Source organism: Bradyrhizobium sp. KBS0727 (assembly GCF_005937885.2).
Lineage (GTDB): Bacteria > Pseudomonadota > Alphaproteobacteria > Rhizobiales > Xanthobacteraceae > Bradyrhizobium.
This window is the reverse complement of sequence record NZ_CP042176.1, coordinates 2985266-3010785: the sequence shown is the minus strand read 5'-3', so window position 1 is coordinate 3010785 and position 25520 is coordinate 2985266. Positions and strand designations below refer to the sequence as shown.

22 protein-coding genes and 2 pseudogenes are annotated in these 25520 nt (G+C 61.7%); 9 read left to right on the top strand and 15 right to left on the bottom strand.

Annotated features, from left to right (window positions below; genetic code table 11):
- Positions 1-134: 134 nt before the first annotated feature.
- The 3 genes and pseudogenes from FFI89_RS13700 to FFI89_RS13690 all read right to left on the bottom strand — a co-directional run.
- A pseudogene (locus FFI89_RS13700) lies at positions 135-383 on the bottom strand (catechol 2,3-dioxygenase); the annotation flags it as partial.
- A gap of 19 nt (positions 384-402) precedes the next feature.
- Complete coding sequence (locus FFI89_RS13695; protein ID WP_138837331.1) at positions 403-924, bottom strand: RES family NAD+ phosphorylase; 522 nt, start codon at positions 922-924, stop codon at positions 403-405.
- A complete protein-coding gene (locus FFI89_RS13690) occupies positions 921-1262 on the bottom strand; it encodes an antitoxin Xre/MbcA/ParS toxin-binding domain-containing protein (RefSeq protein WP_138839248.1) in 342 nt (113 codons plus the stop codon). The genes FFI89_RS13695 and FFI89_RS13690 overlap by 4 nt, the downstream gene beginning before the upstream one ends.
- A 211-nt stretch (positions 1263-1473) precedes the next feature.
- On the opposite strand from FFI89_RS13690, the gene FFI89_RS13685 reads away from it, so the two are divergent.
- Both FFI89_RS13685 and FFI89_RS13680 read left to right on the top strand, forming a co-directional pair.
- Positions 1474-1701 carry a hypothetical protein gene (locus FFI89_RS13685; protein ID WP_138837329.1) on the top strand — a complete coding sequence of 76 codons (228 nt, stop codon included), beginning with the start codon at positions 1474-1476 and terminating at the stop codon, positions 1699-1701.
- A 20-nt stretch (positions 1702-1721) separates the two neighbouring features.
- On the top strand, positions 1722-2603 hold the full coding sequence (locus tag FFI89_RS13680) for a dienelactone hydrolase family protein (protein WP_168212886.1): 882 nt from the start codon (positions 1722-1724) through the stop codon (positions 2601-2603).
- Between the two features lie 454 nt (positions 2604-3057).
- Here the strand turns inward: FFI89_RS13680 and FFI89_RS13675 are convergent, their stop codons facing one another.
- The 3 genes and pseudogenes from FFI89_RS13675 to FFI89_RS13665 form a co-directional block, all read right to left on the bottom strand.
- Positions 3058-3309 carry a hypothetical protein gene (locus tag FFI89_RS13675; protein ID WP_138839246.1) on the bottom strand — a complete coding sequence of 84 codons (252 nt, stop codon included), beginning with the start codon at positions 3307-3309 and terminating at the stop codon, positions 3058-3060.
- Positions 3310-3516: 207 nt separating this feature from the next.
- A pseudogene (locus FFI89_RS13670) lies at positions 3517-3729 on the bottom strand (catechol 2,3-dioxygenase); the annotation flags it as partial.
- Between the two features lie 60 nt (positions 3730-3789).
- Positions 3790-7977 (bottom strand): VCBS domain-containing protein, encoded by a 4188-nt coding sequence (locus FFI89_RS13665; protein ID WP_138837325.1) that lies wholly within the window; start codon positions 7975-7977, stop codon positions 3790-3792.
- A gap of 382 nt (positions 7978-8359) precedes the next feature.
- Here FFI89_RS13665 and FFI89_RS13660 point away from each other — a divergent pair, with 382 nt between their 5' ends.
- Both FFI89_RS13660 and FFI89_RS13655 read left to right on the top strand, forming a co-directional pair.
- Positions 8360-9016 carry a FecR domain-containing protein gene (locus FFI89_RS13660; RefSeq protein WP_138837323.1) on the top strand — a complete coding sequence of 219 codons (657 nt, stop codon included), beginning with the start codon at positions 8360-8362 and terminating at the stop codon, positions 9014-9016.
- Between the two features lie 103 nt (positions 9017-9119).
- Positions 9120-9983: a tetratricopeptide repeat protein gene (locus FFI89_RS13655; protein WP_138837321.1), complete on the top strand. Its 864-nt coding sequence runs from the start codon at positions 9120-9122 to the stop codon at positions 9981-9983.
- Between the two features lie 173 nt (positions 9984-10156).
- Here FFI89_RS13655 and FFI89_RS13650 read toward each other — a convergent pair whose 3' ends face one another.
- The 6 genes from FFI89_RS13650 to FFI89_RS13625 all read right to left on the bottom strand — a co-directional run bounded on the left by FFI89_RS13650 (position 10157) and on the right by FFI89_RS13625 (position 15439).
- Positions 10157-11107: a catechol 2,3-dioxygenase gene (locus FFI89_RS13650; RefSeq protein WP_138837319.1), complete on the bottom strand. Its 951-nt coding sequence runs from the start codon at positions 11105-11107 to the stop codon at positions 10157-10159.
- A gap of 143 nt (positions 11108-11250) precedes the next feature.
- Positions 11251-12102, bottom strand: a complete 852-nt coding sequence (locus tag FFI89_RS13645) for a hypothetical protein (protein WP_138837317.1) — start codon at positions 12100-12102, stop codon at positions 11251-11253.
- Positions 12102-12827, bottom strand: a complete 726-nt coding sequence (locus FFI89_RS13640; protein ID WP_138837315.1) for a PIG-L deacetylase family protein — start codon at positions 12825-12827, stop codon at positions 12102-12104. Before FFI89_RS13640 ends, FFI89_RS13645 begins: the two co-directional genes overlap by 1 nt.
- A 20-nt stretch (positions 12828-12847) precedes the next feature.
- Positions 12848-13825 carry a tripartite tricarboxylate transporter substrate binding protein gene (locus FFI89_RS13635; RefSeq protein WP_246669451.1) on the bottom strand — a complete coding sequence of 326 codons (978 nt, stop codon included), beginning with the start codon at positions 13823-13825 and terminating at the stop codon, positions 12848-12850.
- 25 nt (positions 13826-13850) lie between these two features.
- Complete coding sequence (locus tag FFI89_RS13630) at positions 13851-14723, bottom strand: amidohydrolase (protein ID WP_138837311.1); 873 nt, start codon at positions 14721-14723, stop codon at positions 13851-13853.
- Positions 14724-14740: 17 nt separating this feature from the next.
- Positions 14741-15439 carry a TetR/AcrR family transcriptional regulator gene (locus FFI89_RS13625; RefSeq protein ID WP_246669450.1) on the bottom strand — a complete coding sequence of 233 codons (699 nt, stop codon included), beginning with the start codon at positions 15437-15439 and terminating at the stop codon, positions 14741-14743.
- 166 nt (positions 15440-15605) lie between these two features.
- On the opposite strand from FFI89_RS13625, the gene FFI89_RS13620 reads away from it, so the two are divergent.
- Positions 15606-16406 (top strand): transporter substrate-binding domain-containing protein, encoded by an 801-nt coding sequence (locus tag FFI89_RS13620; RefSeq protein WP_138837307.1) that lies wholly within the window; start codon positions 15606-15608, stop codon positions 16404-16406.
- Between the two features lie 77 nt (positions 16407-16483).
- Positions 16484-17461, top strand: a complete 978-nt coding sequence (locus tag FFI89_RS13615; protein WP_138837305.1) for a tripartite tricarboxylate transporter substrate binding protein — start codon at positions 16484-16486, stop codon at positions 17459-17461.
- Between the two features lie 27 nt (positions 17462-17488).
- Here FFI89_RS13615 and FFI89_RS13610 read toward each other — a convergent pair whose 3' ends face one another.
- On the bottom strand, positions 17489-18280 hold the full coding sequence (locus tag FFI89_RS13610) for an SDR family NAD(P)-dependent oxidoreductase (protein WP_138837303.1): 792 nt from the start codon (positions 18278-18280) through the stop codon (positions 17489-17491).
- A 101-nt stretch (positions 18281-18381) separates the two neighbouring features.
- Here FFI89_RS13610 and FFI89_RS13605 point away from each other — a divergent pair, with 101 nt between their 5' ends.
- Positions 18382-19302 (top strand): LysR family transcriptional regulator, encoded by a 921-nt coding sequence (locus FFI89_RS13605; RefSeq protein WP_138837301.1) that lies wholly within the window; start codon positions 18382-18384, stop codon positions 19300-19302.
- A 6-nt stretch (positions 19303-19308) separates the two neighbouring features.
- Here FFI89_RS13605 and FFI89_RS13600 read toward each other — a convergent pair whose 3' ends face one another.
- On the bottom strand, positions 19309-20568 hold the full coding sequence (locus tag FFI89_RS13600; protein ID WP_138837299.1) for an MFS transporter: 1260 nt from the start codon (positions 20566-20568) through the stop codon (positions 19309-19311).
- A gap of 81 nt (positions 20569-20649) precedes the next feature.
- Positions 20650-22563: a putative bifunctional diguanylate cyclase/phosphodiesterase gene (locus FFI89_RS13595; RefSeq protein WP_371722486.1), complete on the bottom strand. Its 1914-nt coding sequence runs from the start codon at positions 22561-22563 to the stop codon at positions 20650-20652.
- Positions 22564-23046: 483 nt separating this feature from the next.
- On the opposite strand from FFI89_RS13595, the gene FFI89_RS13590 reads away from it, so the two are divergent.
- Together FFI89_RS13590 and FFI89_RS13585 are read left to right on the top strand one after the other, a co-directional pair.
- Positions 23047-24789: an ATP-binding protein gene (locus FFI89_RS13590; protein ID WP_138837295.1), complete on the top strand. Its 1743-nt coding sequence runs from the start codon at positions 23047-23049 to the stop codon at positions 24787-24789.
- Positions 24790-24915: 126 nt separating this feature from the next.
- Entirely contained in the window at positions 24916-25494 is a 579-nt protein-coding gene (locus FFI89_RS13585; protein WP_138837293.1) for a peroxidase-related enzyme, read from the top strand.
- Positions 25495-25520 lie beyond the last annotated feature (26 nt).

Below are 25520 nucleotides of genomic sequence, written 5' to 3'. Positions count from 1 at the left end.
TATCGGCACATTTCGCGGAGGCTATTCTCGTGGTGGAGGGACATCAAGGTTATTTGCGTCCAAAAACTGCGTAGAACTCGTCAACATCGTGTGGTGGTCTGATTGCATTGCGAGAAGCAAAAGCCACTCTTCCATCAAGACATCAATTCATGCCCCCAGGCCTGGCCCTTCTTGCGTTCTTCCTCGGTCCACACGATCGGCTTCCAGTCTGGCACGATGATCAGGCGGGCGTTGGCGACTTCGACGCGGTTGCCGCCGGGCTCATAGACGTAGAGGAGGAAGGTCTGCTGGATCGCGGGCTTGTGCGGGCCGGTCTCGATGTGAACGCCGTTTTCCAGAAAGATATCGGCGGCGCGCAAAATCTCCTCGCGGCTGTCGAGCGCGGAGACGGCGCGGACACCTTTACCGGCTCCAGGAACTCTGATCCCTCGGCAACCGGTTCGAGGGGTCGTGGACGACAACTTTGTGGGGAAGATCAGGCCCCCACTTCCAGAGCACTATATTTGCCATGGTTTCGCGTGCACCGGTCGCAAACGAAGGCACCAGAATTCCGGCGGCACCGCCGCTGATGAGCCGCTCGGCCAAACGCCACGACGCAGGTTTCTTGCCATTCGAAAGATCCCAGGCCCACGCGCATGCCAGTTCGTCGCGGGAAGTCCCTTCGGCTACGTGATCTCTTGCAGTTCGAAGATCAACTACATCCGTTACATCTACGTCGTACGTACAAACTGTGAGTGGTTCAAAACGATAAGCAAGGCCGTGACCCATTTCGAGAAACATGCCTTCGACCGTCAGGGCCAGGTAGAGTGCAGGTGTACCGATGGGGTTGAACCGGCCGCCTTTGCTCGCTGCGCCCTCGCCAGAAGTCGGTGCCCAAGCCCATTTCGGGTCGTGGGCCCGGAAGCATGTGCCTGCCCACCTCAAGCAAAGCCGCCCGTCGCAACGTGGTCGAGATAGTCTCTCACGGCGGCGGCTTTGCCTTCCTTGACAAGCGATTCCGCTGTTCTGCCGCCGAACGCCGGCAGCGGCTCGGCACGGTACCAAGCCAATGCCTGCTTTTCACCGCCCGCCCAGTCAGCAATCCGACCGACGATCTCGAGCATCTCGGCCGCGCGAGCTTGTGTCTTGGGGGCTTTAAGGCGTGCTGGCCTATACAACGTTTCCCTTGAAATACCGATCGTCTCTGCAAACTGGAGTTTGGACAGGCCAAATCGATCCGCAACACGATCGATGGACAGCATACCATTCGGCCCCAGAAACATGGCCAGTAAGCCACTTCCGCGCGGCGCTTTTTCCGGGCCCGCGGCTGCGGTCGCATCACCCGCGGCGCGACGGGTCTTTCCCGGACCGGCTGCCGCGACAACGCCGATGCGTTTCCGGCGGCGCTTTTTTGCAACTGCCGTAACCTTGCGCGCCGAGCTCGTCGAACTGGTCAGGCGTCGGGACATATGCCACCTCATCTGCCATATTTTGATGACTTATTATATGGCATTTCTACAAGATTTAAAGGGGGGACAAGGGGCCCCATTTCTTGTCGTTGCCGGGATTGATCTGTTCTCGTCCCTGTTCAAGTTCGATCTCCGCGAAAAGGCCCGTACAGGCAAGATCAGCCGCCGGCTCGTCAATATAAGCGATGTCTTCCTCTCGATGGGCGCGACGGCCTCGCTCATCGACCATTACTTGACGCTGCAATGTACTTGAGACCAAAGGTGACGCTATTCTTGGGCCCGCTTTCAGGAACCGCCGCTATGCGCAACTTATGTCATTGGTTGGTCTTACTGACCGCTGTGCTGCTTCCAGCTCATGCAGACGCGGAGTCGCTGGCCTTTCGCAGTGAGGTCACGACAAGCGAATTCACCGCCACTATTGGCGGTGACCTCTCCCTTCCAAAAGGGAAAGGTCCGTTTCCGGTCGTGATCTTGTTGCATCCATGTGGAGGGCTGGATGAAGTTGTCCTAACGACACTTCGAGCTCACTCCCGGGAGTTGCTGAGCAGCGGATTTGCGACTTTGATTTTGGATAGCTACGGGCCTCGAAATCTGACGGGCGGCAAAATGTGCAGCGACAGATCGTACAGATCGGATATCCGGTATGGGATCAGAAGAGATGACGCATTCAATGCGATGGCTGCCCTGCAGCGCCATGCAAACATCAGCAAGGAGAACATATTTCTTCTTGGTCTAAGCGATGGCGGGAGCGCCGCCCTCCTGAGCGCCAAGGGAGGACCGGTCAACCACTTTCGCGCTATTGCTTCCTACTATCCTGATTGTGGAAAATTGCTCGGGGGAGTTGGCTACGTTTATAAGTCGCCGACAATTGTCTTTGTCGGAGAGAAAGACAATTGGACTCCGCCCGCTGAATGCATCAAATCGAAAAGCCCTGGTGTCGTTACGGGTGCAGAGTTCGAAGTGATATTTTATCCAATCGCGTACCACGGCTTTGATCAGCCACGGCCGATGAGAAAAGTCCTGGGGTACACGATGGCATATGACCGTGAGGCCACGGTCGACAGTCGGAAAAGATACATAGAGTTCTTTATCAAGAATTTGACGGCTGAATTAAAAGCCGCGCCTCCTTTTTCCGGAAAGGCCCAGGTGAGGTAGCGTTGGCGGGCTCCATTGCCAGGGGTCAGGGTCACGATAGGTTGACGGCAAGCCTTGTCCACCGAGGTATTTCGATGAGAGCTCTTTATTGCTCAGCCATTCTCCTGGCCTTGATTTCGACTTCGCTCCCAAGCTCTGCACAAAAGGCCATTGGCAAGTGTATGAGGGCCGATTGTGCGAGCATGCAGGCGTATTGCAACGAAAGCCGTAGTTCCGGGAAGACCGGAACCAACTGCGAAGTTGCCGGTGCGCAGTGTATTAAAGCCAAGAAGTGGGTCGGCACCACTCCGGATGGTAAGAAGTGGTCGTGTACTTTTTAGTCTTTCGCGACCGCGTTAGCTTAGAAAAGGCCGCCACCGAGGCGGCCTCTTCATTTCGAGTGTTACGGAGGTCGAGGTCCGAATTTCCAATGCCCGCGATCGCAAAGCGTGGATCGAAAATAGAGTCTTCGCGATTAGCCGCCTTCCTTCGAAGCGTTGGCGATCTTGTGCTCCAAGTGGCCGGTTTCATGATCGCGGCGGAGCTGGCTCAGCGACGTCTCGTTTAGCTGCAGCAGGACCTCGCTCAGCTTCTCGGTTGGGGGATAGCCGGCTGCGAAGCCCTGTCCGTAAATCTTGCGCAACGTGCGGATGAGGGTGTTGCCGTGCTTGTGGCTGATTTCGCCGTCGTGGTTGCGATGACGATTGTCCAGACCTGCCTTGCTCATGCGGCTCTCCATGGTGGTCGCAAGCGACAGCATCCTCCCGCCCGGCTGAGATGGCAACCAAGGTCAGCGGTGCCAGGTCAATTGTTATTTCTGCGTTTGGAACGTAGCGTCGTTTCGCTGCAATGCGGTATGTAGTCCGCTGTCGGGGCAAAGCGGACTGGCAAGCTGTTCGCTTTGCAGATTTATAAGTTTACGACCCCCGCCCTCTCACACCGGTGGCGTGCCGTGGGTGTGAACCGAGTCGATCGTCTTCAGCCCCCAGGCCTGGCCCTTCTTGCGCTCTTCCTCGGTCCAGACGATCGGCTTCCAGTCCGGCGCCAGGATCAGGCGCGCGCCGGCGTTGGCGACCTCGACCCGGTTGCCGCCGGGCTCATAAACGTAGAGGAAGAAGGTCTGCTGGATCGCGTGCTCCTCGCGGCCCGCCATTTGTGAATAGAATCCCGCATTTCCGGCCGCAGCTCACTCTTTCAGGCAAGTCCGTCACACGATTAGATCGTGCGGCACGTGGGTAACGACAACGCCCCCCGCTTGGTGCGGAACGATACTGAAATGGTCGGTTGAATGTTGCGTTGAATGTTGCCAAGGCGAAGAAAGGTCGAGTGTTTGCGTCTCTGAAATCTCCAGCAGCCCGTGCTGTCCAGCGGAATTTTCGTGATCACTGATCCATGTCGGGCTGTGGTTTTCAGGTCCGCGGTCGACGACGTCTGAACCCTTATGACCGGAAAGCTCGTCCTTGAACTTGAATGAGTCTCCAAGCCCGCGTGTACCGGCCGCCCCAGCGTCGGTCGGCGAAGCCCGCGAACCCCCAATCGAGCTCGCAATCATTGGCCCGTGACCCTCCGACGCTTCCGGGCCAGCGGTATTCAGGTCGTTTGGGCCGGCATCAATTGTATGCCCATGCGTGCCAGCAGCCTTTATAAGACCGGCGTTCGTCGGAACCAATTCCCCGTTGTCCAACCGGCCACCCTTGGGAAAGGTATGATCATCGTTCTTCCAAATGTCGACGAAGCTCAATGCCGAATTTGAGTTCCAATGGCTACGAAATCCCGCGATCCAGCCGTCGTCCCCCGGCGCTGCGCCATGCTCGGCGAGTTGCAACACCGGCGTCTGACTGAACGCAACACTGTTCTCTGGCGACGGCGTAACATGAGCGTAATTCGGGCCGGTCGACTGTCCGTTGGCCAGCGTGATAACGACATCACCATTGCTGTTTTCAGTCGAGTGGCTCTGGACTTCGTCGAACGAAAATCCCGCGTGACCGAGCAAGCCAAACCAGTGTTGACCGGTATCGAAGCTGTCACCCACGCCATTTGTTCGCAGACCCTCATCGACGATCCCGCCGGACGGATCGCCGGCAATGGCCGTCGCGATGACGGCCCCGTCGCTTTCGACAGTTGCGGTCAGATCAAGATTGATCGGCTCGCCGGACACTGCAGCGGACGCCGTCGTCGACTCGATGATGAAATCCGACGCCTCAACGGTCGCGACTCCTTGCAAATGGATTTCCAGCAAGTCTGAGCTGCCGATTGTCAGCGTCTGATCTGTCGGATTGACATACACAATGGTTTCATTGGCCGCGCTATCGTAGAGCCAGGCGATGGTATGCGCCGGCACGGAAGTGCTCGTGGGAGTCAGCGCCAGGAAGGCCAGTGCGCCCATCGCCGTCAAATCGATTTTGTCAGACCCCGATGTAAAATCGGTGATGGTGTCGAACCGGCCCGCGTGAGAATCCGCCACGGACAAATAAACGAAACGATCGTCTCCATTGCCGCCCGTGAGATGGTCCGCACCAAATCCACCGATGATGGTATCGTTGCCATTACTACCATTGATTGTGTCGCTTCCCGAGCCTCCATAAATCGTATCGTCCCCGTTATTGCCCTTGATCGTGTCATTGCCGGAGCCGCCATAGATGATGTCATTCACGCCAGTGCCGTTGAGGGTGTCATCCCCGGCGCCTCCATAGATGATTTGGCTGACGTCACCTCCACCCGCGATGCTGTCGTCTCCAGGGGTTCCGAAGACGTAGGGCGGATCAGATATTACGGTCGTCCCCGTTGCCAAGTTGTCGAAGTCGTTGGGGTCTGCGTCGCTGCTGCCATGGATGGTAATCGTTACCTCCATCGCGGTGCCGTCCACGGTGTGCACCGTGAAGCTATCGGTCAGCGTATCGCCGACATCGAGCGCGTCCACCACGGTGTTGGCGTTGTCGAGAGTGTAGGTCCAAACGCCAGCCGCCGTCATCGTGAAAAGGCCGTAGCCGCCATCGCTCAACGTCGGCGAACCGACGGCTGTGAAGCTGTTGGGCGCGTTATCGATATCGATGTCAGTAAGCGTGCCGCTCGCGATCGGCACACCGGGGGAGATACCGCCAGCCTCGATCACCGCGCCGGTAGCGGTGCCGGAGATAATGGCCGCGTCATTGCTGCCATTGATGGTAATCGCTATCACCTGGGGAGTGCCGTCAGTAGTTGTGACTGTGAAGCTGTCAGTCAGCGTGTCGCCGACATTGAGCGCCTGCACCGCGGCGTTGGCGTCGTTGAGCGTGTAGGTCCATACGCCAGCCGCCGTCATCGTGAAAACGCCATAGCCACCCGCACTCACGGTCGGAGAGCTGACCGCTGTGAAGCTGTTGGCCGCATTGTCGACGTCGGTGTCGGTAAGCGTGCCGCTCGCGATCGGCGTGCCGAGCGTGGCGTTGGCGACGCCGCCGGCCTCGATCACCGAGCCGGTCGTGGTACCGGAAATGATGGCTGCATCGTTGCTGCCATTGATGGTGATCGTCACCACCTTTGGGGTACCGTCGACGGTCGTGACCGTGAAGCTGTCAGTCAGCGTGTCGCCGACATTGAGGGCCTGCACCGCGGCGTTGGCGTCGTTGAGGGTGTAGGTCCATATGCCAGCCGCCGTGATCGTGAAAAGGCCGTAGCCAACAGCGCTCACCGTCGGCGAGCTCACGGCCGTGAATGTATTGGGCGCATTGTCAACGTCGGTGTCGGTGAGCGTGCCGCTCGTGGTCAGCGTGCCGGGCATCGCAGCACCAGTCTCGATCACCGAGCCGGTCGCGGCGCCGGAAATGATGGCTGAATCATTGCTGCCATTGATCGTGATCGTCACCACCTGTAGGGTGCCATCTATGGTGGTCACCGTGAAGGTGTCAGTCAGCGTGTCGCCGACATTGAGCGCCTGCACCGCGCTGTTGGTTTCGTTGATCGTGTAGGTCCACACGCCGGCCGCCGTCATCGTGAAGGAGCCGTAGCCGCCCGCGCTCGCCGTTGGTGAACTCACCGCCGTGAAGGTGTTGGGCGGATTGTCGACGTCGGTGTCGGTGAGCGTGCCCACGGCGGTCGGCGTGCCGGCCGTGGCATTCGAGACGCCGCCGGCCTCGACCGCTGTGCCGGCAGTGATGCCGGAAACGATCGCCGCATCGTTGACGCCGTTGATGTTGATCGTGAAGGCCCGACTGGCTGAGAGCGAGCCGTCCGACACCGTGATCGTGAAGCTTTCGGTCGTCGGCGCCTGCAGCGCATTGATCGCGCCGCCGTTCGGGACGAAGGTGTAGGCGCCGGTCGTGCTGTCGACGTAAAGCGTGCCAAACGGACCGGTGTTCGATACATCGTATGTCACCCCGCCCAGTACCGTATTGCCGGCAGTCCCCCCGCTGATGCTGAAGGTCAGTTTGGCACCGCCGTTGATCGTGCTGGCAGAGAACGTTCCGCTGGTGGCGGTGAATCTGTCAAACACCACCGTGTCGATTTCGGTCGGCCCCGTCGGCGTATTCAGGATTGGTGGCGGACGTACGATAATGATCTCAGGGACGGTGAAGATCATCGCCTCTATCGGCAGGAGCGCATTTTGCCCGTGGAGGGCATCAGTCTGAATGAAATTAATCGGCTCCACCGGCAGCGGGTTGACGAAGGGAGGGGTGCTGGAGCCGGTTGTTCCGATCCCTTTCGCATAGTTGGCGAGCACGTCCTGTTGGGCCGCCTGTAACTCCTGCATTCGAGTGAGAGAATTCGCGACCTCATTGACGCTGACCGAGGACCCACTTCTCCTCAGGACGACCGTCTCTCCGGGATCTTCAACAACGATGTGTCGCGGGATCGCCTCCTTGGTTATGAGCTCAAATACGCCGTGCTCAAGGTCTTTGTATGTGATCTTGTCGTCATCCAGGAACGTGACGTTCGAGTCCGCGGCCTGGACCACCTTCATAGTTGAGAAGGTCAGTGCCGCGAGCGACAGGATGCCGATACCACAACCCTGGGCCCGGCTGCGAATGCTGCCAACAGGCGTGTCCACCGTCAGGGAGCCGCCCATTGCCAGCTGGCTGGCAATGAAAGCGAAGGTGCCTCTGGTTACTGCGAACAGGGCTGACCGCAAGGTGCCGTTGGAGTCCCGCGCGAATTCGCTCAGCACCACGCGAGCGTCGCGGGACAGGTTGAATACGGTGCCGTCGACGAAACGAATTTCGATCCGCCCGTCGGCTGTGGTCTCGATCACGTCACCCCGGCAAACAGAATCGCCAGCCATGACTTGAACGGCAATGCCACTCGGACGCTTGATGTTGCCGCCACCGATCGCCGTCTGAATGTAGCCGATAACTTGGGGAAGCTGGCCCGCAGCGGCCGTGCACGCATCCCCGAACTCCACGCCGGAAGCAACTAACATTGGCCTCGACCTCCCCTGCGGAGTAGCTCAGGCCTGGAGCAGTGCCGAGTGTAGTGCCGAAGTTGGCTTGCCCGGTGCCACGAGGTCAAAATGTCTTGGTGCTGGCAGCTCTAGGCTGGCCCGCCGAAACGACCTGATCCAATTTCAATTCCAACAGCAAGGCGACGCGTTTAGCGCCACGTCGACATGGCAGGACTGCTGTCGTTCTGCCGCGATATCCGCCTCACGAAAACATACTATTGTCTGAGCCCGAGTTGTCTACATCTGAATGGCAGCACGCCAATTTCTAGAAGAGGTACTCAGTCTGGGTTATTGCGGTCTTGCCCGCCGGCTAGCAACCATCGGCCTGACGCACTAATATCTTCGCGGGAAGGAGAGGATCATGCGCACGCATACGATTGGCGTATTGGTGGCAAGTTTCGTCTTCGCGCTAGCCAGTCTTTTGCCATGTCGAGGGCAAGCGCAAATTGATTCTGGCCGACCCGCCGTTCCGGATTCCGCGTCAAAGCCGATTGGGAAAGTTGTGGCCGCCACGGGTTCGATCACAATCGAACATGCGGGTGCTGTGGTCATTCAGGCAAATGTCGCCGGTCAAGCCGGTCAGACGAAGATTGGTGATCTCGTCTATTTGGGCGACGTGGTCCAGACCGGCGCCGATGGCCGGATCGGGATCAACTTTGCTGATGGTACCTCGTTCAATCTATCGAGCAACGCCCACATGACTTTGACCGAATTCGTGTACGACCCAAACGGGAAGTCAAATTCGAGCTTCCTCAGCCTAACGAAGGGAACATTCACCTTTGTCGCCGGCAACATAGCGAAGACCGGCGACATGAGGGTCGACACCCCTGTCGCAACGATGGGGATTCGAGGCACCACACCGCGCATCGAAATATCTGATGATGGGACCGTCAAATTTGCCACTCTTATTGAAGAGGGCAAGAGTAAGCTTACGAAACGGCAAGGTGCACCCACGGCGCAACAACCCGAGCAAAAAACCGATCGCAAGTTCAATTTCAACATCTGTCGAGGCTGCTAGGGCTCTGGAGCCCAAGCCGTTCTCGGTACAAGCAGGGATCCGGTGTTGAACAGCGACCTGCAGAAATCGGCGACAGCAGATTCCCAAAATCGGGACGCCTGGCATGGAAATTAGTGCAAATGCCCGCGCCATCGACGGCGTAGCGCCGATTCTCATCTTGCTGCTCCTCGGGTCATCCGCGCCGGCGCAGGACCCGAAGCCAAAGGATAGCTATCTCAAGAATATTGAATTGTGTAGTGGCTTGGGTCGCACGTCGCTTGAAGCTCGAATTAATGGTTGCACCGCGGTTATCGATGCGGGTCGAGGCACGACGACCGCCTTGGCTGCCGCCCATAACAATCGTGGCAATGCCTATATCGCAAAGGAGGATTACGACCGCGCCATCGAGGATTTCGATCAATCGATCAAGCTCAATCGAACTTACACCAAGCCCTTCAACAACCGCGGCGTGGCTTACCTGAGGAAAGCCGAATACGACCTCGCGATCCAAGCTTTCGATGAGGCGATCAAGCTCAATCCAGACTACGGCGGAGCCTTTGCCAACCGTGCCGAAGCCTACCTGAAAAAGAAGGAGTACGATCGCGCGGCGCGGGACTACGACGAGGCGATCCGTCTTGATCCCAATTTGGGAGTCGTGTGGAACGGGCGCTGTTGGACCCGAGCCATCCTCGGCGCGTTGCAGGCGGCGCTGGAGGACTGCAATAAGGCGCTTCAGTCGGGGGCGAACGAGGCCGCGACGTATGACTCGCGTGGGCTCATCTACCTGAAGATGGGCCAACTCGGCGCGGCCATCGATGACTATAGTTCTGCGCTGCGCTTCGACCCGAAGCTGGCGAGCGCGCTCTATGGACGCGGGCTTGCCAAGCTCAAGCAGGGTGACAAGGCCGGCAGCGATTCCGACATCTCAGCGGCAAAGACAATCCAGGCCGAGATCGGTGACGACTTCACGCGCTATGGCGTGCGGTAGAGACTGGTCAATATAGAGCGTCGGATTGCAGCCACATCCGGATTAGACCCCAAGCCGAGGAAGCATTTCGTCTGATACAGGCGGTCGTCCGGATTGATTCACCGCCCATCGAAGCAACCCGCTAATCCGATCAAGCTGCCGCCATACAGATTTATAAGTTCACGGCCTAATCCTCACACCGGCGGCGTGCCGTGGGTGTGAAACGACTCGATCGTCTTCAGCCCCCAGGCCTGACCCTTCTTGCGCTCTTCCTCGGTCCAGACGATCGGCTTCCAGTCCGGTGCTAAAATGAGACGCGCGCCGGCGTTAGCGACCTCGACGCGGTTGCCGCCGGGTTCGTAGACATAGAGGAAAAACGTTTGCTGGATCGCGTGCTTGTGCGGGCCGGTTTCGATGTAAACACCGTTCTCGAGAAAGATGTCGGCGGCGCGTAAAATTTCCTCGCGGCTGTCGAGCGCGTAGGTGACGTGGTGGAAGCGGCCCTTTTTGCCGTAGTGGTCGCGGGTATAGGCGAAGTCGTAGCTCTTGTTCGACATCGTCATCCACATCGCGGCTTCCGAGCCGTCGTTGAGCACGATCTGCTCGGTGGTCCGCAAGCCGAGATAATCCTCGAAGAAGACGCGGTTGGCCTTGATGTCGACGGCGAGGCAATTGAGGTGATCGAGCCGGCGGACATTGACGCCGCGTGCCGGAAACCGCTGCGCCTGGTTCTTCAACGCCGGCTTGAGTTCGGGCGGCGCCCGGTACCATTCGGTTTCGTAATAGAGCTCGACGATGTGTCCGTCGGGATCGCGACAACGGAACGTCGGCCCCTGCCCCATGTCGCCGTCGATCCAGCCGATGTCGAAGCCGGAGCCTTTCAGCGCAGCGACGCGGCGTTCGAGGGCCTGCTGGCTGCGGGCACGCAGCGCCATGTGCTCCATGCCCGAGGTGTTCGAGGCGGTCAGTTTCAGCGAATAGCGCTCATAGTCGTCCCAGCCGCGCAGGTAGACCGACTCGCCCTTGCGGCCACTGACCGTCATGCCCATTACGTCGACAAAGAACTTCAGGCTCTCGTCCGGCTTCGGCGTCAGCATTTCCATGTGGCCGAGATGGGCGAGATCGAAGATCGGCTCCGGGGTCATTTGTGCTGCTCCTGCGACTAGAATCATCAGTCCGTCATACTCCGCGAAGGCGGAGTATCCAGTACTCCGTGCCGTCGAGTACGGCCGAAACGCCACGGAATACCGGATCATCCGCTTTCGCGGATGATGACACCGTACGTGAGCTACAAAAGCTTCCGCGTCACGTCGTCGAACAGCTCATCGACCGTGAACGCGCGCGGGATCAGCTTTTGCTGCGTGCAATAGTGAATGATCAATTCCAGCGAGCGCCGCATTTCGTCGGCATCGAACCACGGCGCGGCCGGCGACGTCGCGGCCGACGCCGACAGCAACCGATAGACCTCCCGCACGGCAGCGGGACTGGTGTCGGACAGCTCTTGGCTCACCACCACCATATGGTTGATCGGCTTCACCTTGTGCTTATCGAACCAGGCTTTTTCTTCCGTTCCGGCATCGGCAAACAACGGCTTCAGGTCCGGGTGGTCGGACTTTTCGCCGAGCACCGCATCGAGTTCGCCGTCGATCAGCATCTGGACGACCTGCTTGCCGGCCGGAGCCCGCTTGGTGATGTCTTGGAATTCGGCGACATGCGCCTCCTCGAACGTGACCCAGTCGATCGAGTCGAGGTCGACGCCATAATCGTTGGCGAGGATGCCGCGCAACCAGGCGCCGGTCGTGGTGGTGAACGAGCGGATGCCGACGCGCTTGCCGTTGAGGTCGGCGGGTTTTAGCGTGCCGTGTCTGGCATTATAGAGCGCATAGCCATGCTGCGACCGCGCCACCACCACATTGGGCAGCAGCACCATCGGCTTGCCAAAACTCTTCGCCATCAGAAACGTGACGATGGCCAGTTCCGAGACATCGAACGCCGCCTCGCGGACCATCGGCTTGAAACCCTTATGCGCCGGCGAATAATCGACGAAATCCAACGCGACGGAATCGGACTTGACCGTTCCATTCTTCAGGGCGGCCGTTCCCGGATAATCGCCGAGCAAGGTGCGCAAGCGCGTCGCCATCACGCCAGTTCCTCCACCGCCATCGGGAACAGCCGCTGATAGGCCTCGCCATAGGTCATGGCCTTGCCCGAATTGCGTCCGCCCTGCACGCCCCGATTCAGCGCGACCCGCTCATAATACGCCCACAGATGCTTTTGCGCCGCGAGAATCTCGAAGGTCTTGCGCTTGAGGTCCCAGACCTCGTCGATGTTGAGGATCACCTGCGGCTTGAAATTGCACTGCTCGGGCTGGTGCGGCTCAAACAGAAACACCGGCGGCGCGGCGTAGGTGTATTTGGCGCCGGGCTTGTGACCCATCGCCTGCGCCACCACCCGCGTTTCCTGGGCGAAATGCGCGGCATTGGGGTGATCGAAATTATAGGGATCCTCCAGCGCGTGGGTCAGCACGAAGGACGGATTGAGTTCGCGGTAGATGTCGACCATGCGGTCGAAATGCGCTTCGGTCAGCCGCAGCGGGTAGTCGCCGGCATCGAAGAATTCGATTTCCGCGCCCAGCATCTCCGCCGCGCGCTGCGCCTCGTCGCGCCGGCCGGCCTTGACCTTCTCCAGCGTCGCGCCCGGCTCCTTCCAGGCGAACTGGCTCTCACCGCGCTCGCCGAACGACAGGCAGGCAATCTTGATGCGATAGCCCTTCCTGGCGTGCAACGCGATCGCGCCGCCCGCGCGCCAGACGAAATCGCCGGGATGCGCCGTGACCACAAGCCCGGTTTTGTTCGCGTTGCTCATGAATTCCTCCTTTTATTTATTTACTGCTTCGCTATTCCTGCGCGGTCGATCACGTCGGCCCATTTGCCGATATCGTCCTTCAGCCGCCCCAGAATTTCGTCGGGCGAGCTAGCCTTGGCTTCGATACCGAGTTCGAGCGCGCGCGCTTTCAGCTGGGGATCATCGAGCACCTCGCGCAACGCGGCGTTCAGCGTCTTGATCACCTCCGGCGGCGTGCCCTTGGGCGCGAAGATCGCGTTCCAGGACCGCGCCTCGAACTCGCCGCCGCCGGCTTCCTTCACCGTCGGCACGTCAGGCATGAAGCTGGTGCGAACCGATCCCGAGGACGCCACCGCGGCCACCGCATGATCGGCAATATGCGACTGCACCGCGGTGTAGTTCTCGATTCCCATCTGGATATCGCCGCGCAACAGCGCGATCAGGACGTCCGGCGAACTGCGGAACGGCACGATGGTGACGTCGATGCCGGCGGTCGACTTGAACAGTTGCGCGGCGAGGTTCTGGGTCGAGCCGACATTGATGGTGCCGACATTGAGCGTGCCCGGTTTTGCCTCGGCTGCTTGGATGAAGTCCGCCAGCGTCGCGTAGGGCGAGCCGGATTTGGTGACGAAGATGAAGTCGAAAGTGCCCATGCTCGAGACCGGAACGAAATCGGTCACCGGATTGAAGTTCAGGCTCTTGAACATCGACACTGAAATGGCGGTGCCGTTGCTCAACAGCGCCAGGGTGTAGCCGTCCGGCGGCGACGACAGCACGGCGCGGGCGGCGGTGATACCGCCGGCGCCCGGCATGTTCTCGATGATGAAACGCTGACCGAGCTTTTCGCCGAGCTTTTCCGTCACGATCCGCGCCGTGACATCGGCGACCCCGCCCGGGCCGAACGGCAGGATCAGCCGGATCGGCCGGCTCGGATAGGTTTGCGCGCAGGCGAGCTGCGGCGTCACGAGCGTAGCCGCCACTGCCACCAGCCCGGCGATCGTTGCATGGCGCCTGTTCATGAAAACCCTCGTGCGCCCTGCCATCTCAGAACTCGAACAGACGGGCGGGATTGTCGACCAGGATCTTCTGCTGCAGCTCAACTTCCGGCGCGAACAGCGGGATCAGGTCGACGAGATCGCCGTCATTCGGCATCGCCTTGACGTTGGGATGCGGCCAGTCGGTTCCCCAGATCACGCGGTCCGGCGCGGTCTCGATGATACGGCGCGCGAACGGCACGGCGTCGTGGAACGGCGGGCCGCCGGACGACACCCGTTCGCAACCGCAGACCTTGACCCAGCACTTCTCGTCGCGGGTCATCAGCTCGATCAGCGTCCGGAACGGCAACTGATCGAGACCATCTGATGCCTTGACCCGTCCCATGTGGTCGATGGTGTAACGCACCGGCAATTTTGCCAGCATCCCGGCATACTCGGGCAGATCGATCGCATCGAAATGGAGATCGATGTGCCAGCCCAGCGGCGCCACCATCGCCACGATGCGATGGAACACCGCCATGTCGGGCACGCCGCCGAGATGACGCACGAAGTTGAATCGGCAGCCGCGAAACCCGCCCTCATGCAGCTCGCGCAAACCGCGCTCGGTAATGGTATCGTCGATATTGGCGACGGCGCGAAAGGTGCCGTTGCTGACGGCGATGGCATCCAGCGCCACCCGGTTGTCGGTGCCGTGCACGCTGGCATTGACGATCACGGCGCGGCCGATGCCGAGCTTTTTGTGCAAGGCCTGGAAATCCGCCAGCGGCGCATCGGGTGGCGTGTAGGGCCGCCCCGGTGCATACGGATATTTGTCGCCGGGTCCAAAGATGTGGGTGTGCGCGTCACAGGCCAGCGGCGGAAGTTTGAATTTCGGAGTCCTTGGTTCGGGATCGGGACCCGGAATGGTTGGCTTCTGCATCATGTTATCAGCTGATCGCTTTATTTCGCGCCCGAATGCGTCCGGGCGTTCTTGCGGCCGGCAGCTTTCGCGGGCGTCGCAATGGTGTTTGCCGGGAGATGGTTGACGTCGGGCGCCTGCAACGACGCCACCGTCGCCGACACCAGTTGCTCGATCGCTTCCGCCATATCAGCGCCGTCGGCTTCGCCGCGCGACAGCCGCGTCACCCGCTCCGGGTTGACGAGGGTGTAATACAGCGCGCCGAGCAGGAATTGCGATCGCCAGACGATCGAGGTGCGCGGCAGATGCGGCAGGCTCTGCTCGATCGCCTCGATGAAGGCGTTGGTGGTGTCGTCAAAAATCTCGGCGATGATGCGGCCGACCACGGCGTTGCCTTCCGCCGACATCACGGCCCGAAGCCGGGTGAACCGCGCGCCGCCGCCGGCAAGATCGCTGCTGGAGGAAAACGCCGGCTGCACATAGGCGCGCACGATCGCCTCCAGCCGGTCCTGCACGTCACGCACGCGCGTGGCGGCGACCAGCAGCTCGATGCGGCGCTTGTTCATGGGCCCGCAATGCCGCTTGTAGATTTCCAGCAGCAGTCCGTCCTTGCTCTTGAAGTGATAGGTGATGCTGCCGGGGTTGGCGCCCGCTTCCAGCGCGATGTCGCGGATCGACACCGCGTTGAAGCCGCGCGTCGAGAACAGCAGTTCCGCCGCGCTCAAAATCGCTTCGCGCATGTTCGGATTTCGCGTCATGGGGCTGCTTTTGGGATTTGCCTTTGGGATTTGCTTTCCGCGCGCTGGTTTTGTACGTTTGTACAAAATCTAAGGTCTGGTCAACAAATATCTGGACCGACGCGGGGTGGCCGCGCCGCCCCGATTGGGAATGACAAGGAGCTGGCGGATGCGCGGGACCATCGTTGCGCTTTTGATCGTCGCGGGATCGCTGGCCTGGCGCGGCGCGCCCGCCGTCGCGGCCGATCCGGAACCGCGCGCGATCCTGGCGCCATCGGGCGTGCTGCGGGCCGCACTCTATACGGGCACGCCGACCTCGATCCTGCCGGATCCGAAAGCCGGCGGCCCGCGCGGCGTCGGTTACGATCTCGGCAAGGAACTCGCCAAGCGGCTCGGTGTCCCCTATGCGCCGGTGGTGTTTTCCAAGAACGCCGACGTCCTCGCCGCGATCAAAAATGGCACCGCCGATGTCGCCTTCACCAATAGCTCATCAGCAGCGCGGGCCAAGGACATGGATTTCGGGCCGCCCTTCATGGACGTCGAGCTCGGCTATCTCGTCCCGAAGGGGTCTGCGCTGGCAACCGTCGCCGAGGTCGATACCGCCGGCCTTCGCGTCGGCGTCACGGCGGGAAGTTCCTCGGATGCGACCCTGACCCGCGACTTCAAGCACGCCGAAGTCGTTCGTGTCGCCAACTTCGATGCCGGCATCGAAATGATGTCGGCCGGTAAACTTGACGCCTATGCGACCAACAAGGCCTCGCTGTTCGAGATGGCCGAAAAACTGCCGGGATCGAAAGTGCTTGGGGGACGCTGGGGTGTCGAGCACTTTGCCGTCGCCGTTCCCAAGGGACGGGGCCAGGGGATGGCATTCCTGCGGCAGTTCACACTTGACGTGAAGTCGGAGGGACTGGTCAGCGCGGCGATCGCGCGGGCCGGCTTGCATGGCGCCGTGACGTCGGCTGCGGAGTAGCTGCAAAACGATCGGCGCGCTCGATGCGACGCCTGAACTTGTTGAATCATCGGACTGACACAGAAGGACTTTTTGGTATGTCCCACCACGGCAACATCATCCGCAGCCTGCTTGCGGCAACGATCGTTTTGCTCGCCGGCGCCAGCGCCAACGCGGAGACGTTTCCGACCAAGCCGGTGCGCATCCTGGTGCCCTATGCGGCCGGCGGCGCCGTCGACGTGCTGGCGCGCACGATCGGGCAGTCGCTGTCGAAAACCTGGGGCCAGCAGCCGGTGATCGAAAACCGCCCGGGCGCCGGCGGGATCATTGCCTCGCAAGCGCTGACGCAGTCGCCGCCCGACGGTTACACCCTGATTCTGGTGGCGAGCGGCCATCCGCTGAACCAGTTCTTCTATCCAAAACTGCCCTACGACACGTTCAAGGACTTTACCGCGATCAGCGAGGTCGCCGCTTCGCCGCTCGCGATCGTGGTGTCCAAGAGCAATCCGGTGAAAAACCTCGGCGAACTGCTGGCGACCGCCCGCGCGAAACCTGAATCGCTGTCCTACGGCATGTCCGGCAACGGCACCTCGGCGCATCTCGCCGGCGAGCTGCTCAATTACATGGCCAAGGTGAAAATTCTGGCGATCCCCTACAAGGGCGGCGCACCGGCCCTCACCGCCGTGATATCAGGTGAAATCCCCATGAGCGTCAATCCGCTGCCCGAAGTCGTCGGCCAACTCGACGGCGGCGCCGTGCGAGCGCTTGCCGTGACCACGGCCGCGCGCGCGAAGGCGCTGCCGGATGTTCCGACGGTCGCCGAATCCGGCCTGCCCGGTTACGACGCCTCGGTCTGGTGGGGATTTTTGGGACCCGCCGGCATGGCGCCTGACCTGGTCGCGAAGATCAATGCCGACCTCGCAACGGCCCTGAAAGACCCGGTCGTGCTGACCGCGCTGGAAAAAATGGGCGCCACCCCGGTCGGCAACTCGCCGGCCGAGTTCGACGCCTTCATGCGCGCGGAGGCGGTGAAGTGGGAGCCGGTGCTGAAGGAAGCCAATATCAAGGTGCAGTAAGGCCGACCGCCCCTCGCCCCGACCGGTTCAGGCGATGGTCGGGACCAGGCCACCTTCGACCCGCAACGCGGCGCCGTTGGTTGCTGATGACAATGGACTGGCGAGATAGGTCACCATGTTGGCGACCTCTCCGGCCTCGATCATGCGCTGCAGCAGCGACGACGGCCGGCTCTTGGCAAAGAACTCGGCCTCGATCTCCGCAGCCGGCGCGTCGGGGTTATCAGACACGCTGCGCAGGAAGTCGACGATGCCTTCGGAACGCGTCGGCCCGGGCATCACGGCATTGACGGTAACGCCGGTTCCCTTGGTGAGCCCGGCGAGACCGCGCGAGATCGAGAGCTGCGCGCTCTTGGTCATGCCGTAATGGATCATGTCGCTGGGGACCACGACGCCGGATTCGCTGGAGATGAAGATGATCCGGCCCCAGTTCTGCTTCAGCATGGCAGGCAGATAGAAGCGCGCGAGCCGCACCCCGCTCATCACGTTGACCTCGAAATAGCGCCGCCAGTCGTCGTCGCTGGTGGCAGCGAAATCCTTGCTTTCGTAGATGCCGAGATTGTTGACGAGGATGTCGACCTGCGGATGCGCTTTCATGATCGCCGCCGCTCCGGCTTCGGTAGCCGCGTCCGCCGCGATCCCGGAAATGTCCTTGGCCCCGGAGGCGCGCAGGTCCGCGATGGCGGCGTCGAGCTTGGCGCGGTCACGGCCGGTGACGACGACGTTGGCGCCTTCGGCCGCGAGCTTGCGCGCGATTTCAAGGCCGATCCCGGCGGTCGCGCCCGTCACCAGCGCCCGCTTTCCGTTCAACTGCATGTCCATGGCAAACCCCTGTGATGTGCGTCGTGCTGGCAACATCTAGGGCTTGCCCGGCCAAGCGCCATTTCCTTAATGTTCATATCACCTGTGAACCGGAGGCATAAATGCCGCGCATCCTGATGGAGAGGTCCGGCGAGATGGAGGTGTTCGCACGCGTGGTGGAGAAAGGCTCCTTCTCCGCCGCGGCCCGCAGCCTCGATTTGACGCCCTCCGCCGTGAGCAAGCTGATCGGCCGGCTGGAACGGCGTCTCGGCACGAGGCTTTTGGCACGAACCACGCGGGCGCTGACGCTGACCGAGGAAGGCCTGGCCTATTATCGCGCGGCCGAGCGCATCTTGCAGGATCTGAACGAGGCGGACCGGGCGGTCGCGACGGAGACGGCGCGGGGCCGCATCCGTGTCAACGCCTCGGTGCCGTTCGGCACAAGCTTCGTGGGGCCTTCGGTCGGGCGCTTCCTGCAAAACCATCCGAACCTGACCGTCGATCTCAGCTTCACCGACGAAGTGGTCAATCTGTTTGAGGAAAAAGCCGACGTCGCGATCCGCGTCGGCGATCTGCCCGACAGCACGTTGAAGGCGCGCAAGCTTGCGCAAAGCCGCCGGGTCGTCTGTGCCGCGCCGGATTACCTGCGGCGCCACGGCACCCCGCTCGCCCCCGCCGATCTCGCGCAGCACAACTGCCTGACCTTCAACTTCAGGCGTTCGCGGATCGGCTGGCCGTTCCGGCACAAGCGGCGCGAGTTCGAGCAGCCTGTGAGCGGTAACCTCCAGGTCAACAATGGCGAGACCATGCGGCAGATCGTGCTGTCAGGCGTCGGCATCGCCCGGCTCGGCCGCTGGCATGTCGCCGACGCCATCAAGTCCGGCGAGCTGATACCGCTGCTGGAGGCCTTCAACCCGGGCGATCTCGAACTGATCCACGCGGTCTATCTCGGCGGCGGCAACGTTCCCGGCCGCGTCAGGGCGTTCATCGACCACATGATCGAGACGCTCGGCAGTTCCGACGTTTTCGAGCCCGCAAGGTGAGATAACTCACCGTGCATTGGCCGGCGCCTGAACGTGCCAGAGGTCGGCGCGCCAGTGCAGGATGACGGCCAGCATCATCGCCATGCCGGTGACGGCATAGAGCGTGCCGGTTGCGACAAAACCGATCTCGTCGATCAGGGTGCCGGCGGCCAGCAGGCCGAGCGGCAGGCCGTAGATCACCATCATGCGCACGCCCATCACCCGGCCGCGAAAATGCTCGCTCGAGGTCCGCATCAGGATCACCGCGATCGAGATCATGGCGAGGCTTTGCGAGAAGCCCGCCACGACCAGGCAGGCGATCGCCGTCGGCACCGTCTGCATCTGCACGAACAGCAGCAATGTCGCGTACCACAGCACGGTCGAGGCGATCATCAGCCGCGCCACCCGGATGCCGCCGATCAGGCTCAACACGATCGATCCGACCAGCGAGCCGATGGCGAAACTGGCCGACAGATAGCCGAGCCCGGTCTGGTTGGTGCCGTAGATCGTACGCGCAATGAACGGCAGCAGGCCGTTGGTCAGCGGGTATGCGGTCAGATTGGCCAGGAACGCGATCCAGAGCGTGGCCTGCATCCGGGGCGTGGTCCAGCAATAGGCCACCCCCTCTTTGAGGTCGCGCAAGGGCGAACGCCGCAGCGCCTCGCTGACGGCCTCGCCCGCGGCGTGCGGTCTGGCGGGCGCCACGACGCACAGCGTCAGGGCGGTGGCGACCATATAGAGGCCGACGATCGCGACATAGGCCGGTCCCATCCCGAGCGCCGCGAACAGGCCGGCGCCGCTCAGCGCGCCGGCGATGCGCGCGGTATCCATCGTGGTTCTGGAGATGCTGATCGCCCCGATCAACTGGTCGTGCGGCATGATGGTCGCGACCAACGCGCCGCGTACCCCGAGGTCGGACGGCCGGACCACGCCCATCAGCGCGGCAATGACGCAGACAACGAGCGGACTGAGATGACCCGTCAGCGCCAGCGTCATCAGCACCGACGCCAGTACCGCGTAAGTCGCACGCATCATCGCCAGGAGATCGCGATGGCCGATACGGTCGCCGACCACGCCGAACATCGGCGCAACCAGGGTCCCGACATAGCTGAGGGAGGCAAACAGAGTGAGCAGGAGGACCGACCCGGTCTCGACCAGCACGTACCAGCCGAGGATCAGCGTCTCCATCTCGAAAGCCCACGAGGTGAGCAGATCGGCAGGCCACTGAAAACGATAGTTCCGGATCCGGAATGGTGCGAGCGCGGAAGGCCGCGCGAAGTCGCTCAAGACGCGCTGTCGCGGTTCATCGCGTTCCACCCTGCCCTGTTTCTTATTGTAGGTCGTGGATAGCAAGCCGCGCCCGGCGGTTCAAGCCGCCGATACCGCCTTGCCGCGGTGCGAAAGCAGCAGCCGCCTGATCTCCACCGCCGGTATCGCCGGGCTGAACAGGAAGCCCTGCATCTCGGTACAGCCGAGGATATGGAGCAGGTTGCGCTGCTGTTCGGTTTCGACGCCCTCGGCGGTCGTCGTCATGTCGCTGGCGGCCGCGATGTTGACGACGGCCTGGACGATTGACGACGAGGCCCCGGCGCCGGCCAGGTCCCGGATAAAGGAGCGATCGATCTTGATCTTGTCGAACGGAAAACGCTGCAGGTAGCTGAGCGAGGAATAACCGGTGCCGAAGTCGTCGAGCGCGATGCGGACGCCGAGCTTGCGCAACTGGTGCAGCACCTCGAGAGCGGCTTCGTCATCGCGGATCAGGACGGCTTCCGTAATCTCGAGCTCGAGCCGGCCGGCCGAGAGGCCCGAGGCCGCGAGAGCCGCGGCGACGTTGAGCGCCAGCGACTGGCTTCTGAACTGAATGGGCGAGACGTTGACCGCCACGCGCACCTCGTCCGGCCAATTGGCCGCCTCGGCGCAGGCCGTGTTGAGCACCCAGTGGCCCAGCTGATTGATCAGGCCGGTCTCTTCGGCGATCGGGATGAATTCCGCGGGCGAGATCATGCCGCGCTCCGGATGCCGCCACCGCAACAGCGCCTCGCAGGAGGAGACCCGGTTGTCCTCCAGATTGAGCACCGGTTGATACCAGGCCTCGAGGCTGCCATCGCTGATGGCCTGACGCAGTTCGAGCTCCAGGCATCGCCGCGCCTTGGCGCGCGCATCCATGCCGACCTCGAAGAAGCGGTAGGTCCGCCGTCCGTCGCCTTTGGCCCCGTACAATGCGAGGTCGGCGTTCCTCAACAACTGGTCGAGGTCAATCCCGTCGCCGGGCGCGAGCGCCACGCCGATACTGGCATCGGTGGTGATCAGGTGCCCTGTGCACTCGAACGGCTGCCTGATCGCCGAATGGATTTTATCAACGAGTTGAGTGGCTTCCGACTGGCTCTTGATAGCGGTCTGAATCACCGCGAATTCGTCGCCGCCGAGGCGAGCCGCCAGGTCGGATGCCTTGAGACAACCGCGCAGCCGCCCGGCGACGCCCATCAGAAGTTCATCGCCGATCGGATGTCCGAGCGCATCGTTGACGCCCTTGAACTCGTCGATGTCGATATACAGCACGGCGAGTTGCTCGCCCGGCAGCACCGCCTTCAGTGCCTGCTCGAGCCGTTCGCGGAACAGCACCCGGTTCGGCAGGTCGGTCAAGGCATCGTAATGCGCCAGATGCGCGATCTTCTCATCGGCGCGGGTCCGCTCGGTAATGTCCTCGATCGTGGCCACCCAGCCGCCCGCCTTCAGCGGCCGGTTGATGATCTCGATCGCCCGGCCGCCCGGCGCTTCGGTGAGCTGACGCGTGGCCTTGCCGAGCGAGACCTTGTGGATGATGGCATCGCAGAAGGCGTCGACATCGCCGTCAAAGGATCCGGTCTCCTTCCGGTGAGCGATCAGGCGCTGCATGGTGCAGCCGGGTTTGACCACTTCGGGCGAAAGCCCGAACATCTCGATGTAGGGCTGGTTGCAGATGATGATCCGCGCCGATGCGTCATAGAGAATAAGGCCTTGCGGGATGTTGTTCATGGCGATTGCAAGCTGGCGCCGCTCCGCAGCCAGCTTCCGGTCGGTCAGCCGATGGCGCCGCTGCAACAGGCCGACCATGACCGCGAGAACCGCGACAAGCGCGAACAGGATATGTTCGCGAAGGCTCCACGCCGAAATCGCGATGCCGACCGAAATAGCCATCGCAAGCAACACGCCGCCAACGGCGATCCGCCTGACGATCCCGGCCTTATCGGCAGGATAGACAGGACCCGCTCCCGGCAATTGATGGCCGTCGTCGATGGTCACCCTGGTGTTCCCTGGCACGCGCACGATCCGCCGCGGCGGCGAACGGTCGGGAACGCGGCCAGACGCACAACAGCAATCCATGGCCGCCGGCCGCGCTCTGCAGCACTTCTACGCAAGACAAATGGAAGGCCCGTTACAAGTTGCGGTTAGCAGGCGGTTACCGCGGCTGTTGTCGGCGCCGGATCCACCGTACCTGGCCGGATGTTAACGGCGCGCGACTGCACGGCCGGCGCTCTTCTTCGAAGTGGTAAATGAATGATTAAACAGGGCCGATGTCGCGCAACCTGCGCAGATGCGGGAAAACGGCCCTTTTGTAGCGTAACGGACCGCCGATGCGCTGAACGGGACGCGGTTGCAAAACGGTTTCTGACCAAGATGCGGCAGATTTAGCGAATGCGGAACCCCGCGGGCTTAACCGTTTCGCTAGCCGGGCTGTTCATAATGGGGCCAGATCCAAATTCATGACATGCCAGGTCAAAACCCGTGACATCCTTCGGACGTGTAATTTCGGTGCGCGGCTCCCTCGCCCGGGTCGGGCTTCTGGCGACAAGTCAGACGCCGGTTTCGGAGGTCCGCGCCACCGTCGGCCGCTTCATCAGCATTCGCTGCGCCTCCTCCTCCACCATCGTCGCCATGATCACCGAGGTGAGTTGCGAGACCTTGCCGGCCTCTGACGAGTATATCGCGACCGCCTCGGTCGACCTGCTCGGCGAAATCCTCGGCGACGACCGTCCCAAGTTCCAGCGCGGCGTCACCAACTATCCGACCATCGGCGACAATGTCGACCTGATCACCAATCAGGATCTGCGCACCGTCTATGCGCCAAGCGGATCCGACCAGATCAATATCGGCACCCTGCAGCAGGACAAGTCCGTCATCGCCTATGTCGACGTCGAGGAAATGCTCTCGAAGCACTTCGCGATCCTGGGTTCGACCGGCGTCGGTAAATCGACCAGCGTCTCGCTGCTGCTGAACGAAATCCTGCGGGCGCGGCCGAACCTGCGCATCTTCCTGCTCGACGTCCATAACGAATATGGCCGCTGCTTCGGCGACCGCTCGCTGGTGCTCAACCCGCGCAACCTGAAACTGCCGTTCTGGCTGTTCAATTTCGAGGAAATCGTCGACGTGCTGTTCGCCGGGCGCCCCGGCGTACCGGAGGAACTCGATATTCTCGCCGAGGTCATTCCGATGGCCAAGGGCCTCTATACCCAGTACCAGAATTCAGATCGGCTCGGGCTGAAGCGTGTCGACCCCAAAACGGTCGGCTACACCGTCGATACACCGGTGCCCTACCGCCTGGTCGACCTGATTTCGCAGATCGACGAACGCATGGGCAAGCTGGAGAACCGCTCGTCGCGCATCATCTATCACAAGCTGATCTCGCGCATCGAGACCGTCCGCAACGATCCGCGCTACACGTTCATGTTCGACAACGCCAATGTCGGCGGCGACACCATGGCCGAAGTCATCAGCCATCTGTTCCGCCTGCCCGCCAATGGCCGGCCGATGACCATCATGCAACTCGCCGGTTTCCCCGCCGAAGTCGTCGATTCCGTGGTGTCGGTGTGTTGCCGGATGGCGTTCGATTTCGGCCTCTGGAGCGACGGCGTGTCGCCGCTGCTGTTCGTCTGCGAAGAAGCGCATCGTTACGCCGCCGCCGACCGCAGCATCGGCTTCGGCCCGACGCGAAAGGCGGTCTCCCGCATCGCCAAGGAAGGCCGCAAATACGGCGTCTATCTCGGCCTCATCACCCAGCGCCCGGCGGAACTCGACGCCACCATCATCTCCCAGTGCAACACGCTGTTCGCGATGCGGCTGGCCAACGACCGCGACCAGGCGCTGCTGCGCTCGGCGGTATCGGACGCCGCGGCAAACCTGCTGTCGTTCGTGCCCTCGCTCGGCACCCGCGAAGTGCTGGCGTTCGGCGAAGGCGTGGCGCTGCCGACGCGGCTGCGCTTCAAGGAAGTCCCGGTGCATCAGTTGCCGCGCAGCGAGGCCACCATCGCCACCGCGCCGTCGGTTGCCGCTGGACATGACATGCATTTCGTCGGCGCCGTGCTGGAACGCTGGCGCGGCGCGACCTCGAATCGCGACACCCCCAACGATCCCTCGATCGGCGACCGTCCGGGCGCACGGATCATGACGCCGGTGGAAGCGCCGATGCTGCAGCCCTCGATGGGGCTCGATCCCGATCGCTTCTCGCTGCTGAAAAAGCCGCTGCGCTGAGACCCGGGCATCAGCTGCGCTGAGACCCGGGCATCAGCTACGCTGAGCCTAGGGTATCCACACCGTCCAAAATCGCGATATGGTTCCGGGATCGCCGTCTCACACGGCCCCAGCCGGAACCACTTCATGACGCAGCCTGCCGCAAAACGATTTCCGACGCCCGCCATCGACAAATTGCCGGACGATATCCGCACCCGCATTCTGGCGGTGCAGGAGAAGTCCGGATTCGTGCCGAACGTGTTCCTGTCGCTGGCCTGTCGTCCCGACGAGTTTCGCGCGTTCTTTGCCTATCACGATGCGCTGATGGAAAAGGAAGGCGGCCTGACCAAGGCCGAACGCGAGATGATCGTGGTCGCGACCTCGAGCGCCAACCAGTGCCTTTACTGCGTGATCGCGCATGGCGCGATCCTGCGCATCCGCGCCAAGAATCCGCAGATTGCCGACCAGATCGCGGTCAACTACCGCAAGGCCGACATCACGCCGCGGCAGCGCGCCATGCTCGATTTCGCCATGAAGGTCAGCCAGGAGGCCAACAAGGTTTCGGAAGCGGACTTTGCCGAGCTCGCCAGCCACGGCTTTTCCGACGACGACATCTGGGACATCACGGCGATCGCGGCGTTCTTTGCGCTGTCGAACCGGATGGCCAACGTCACCGCGATGCGCCCGAACGACGAGTTCTACCTGATGGGGCGGCTGCCGAAATAAGACATCGCGTTTTCGAGTGAAACGGA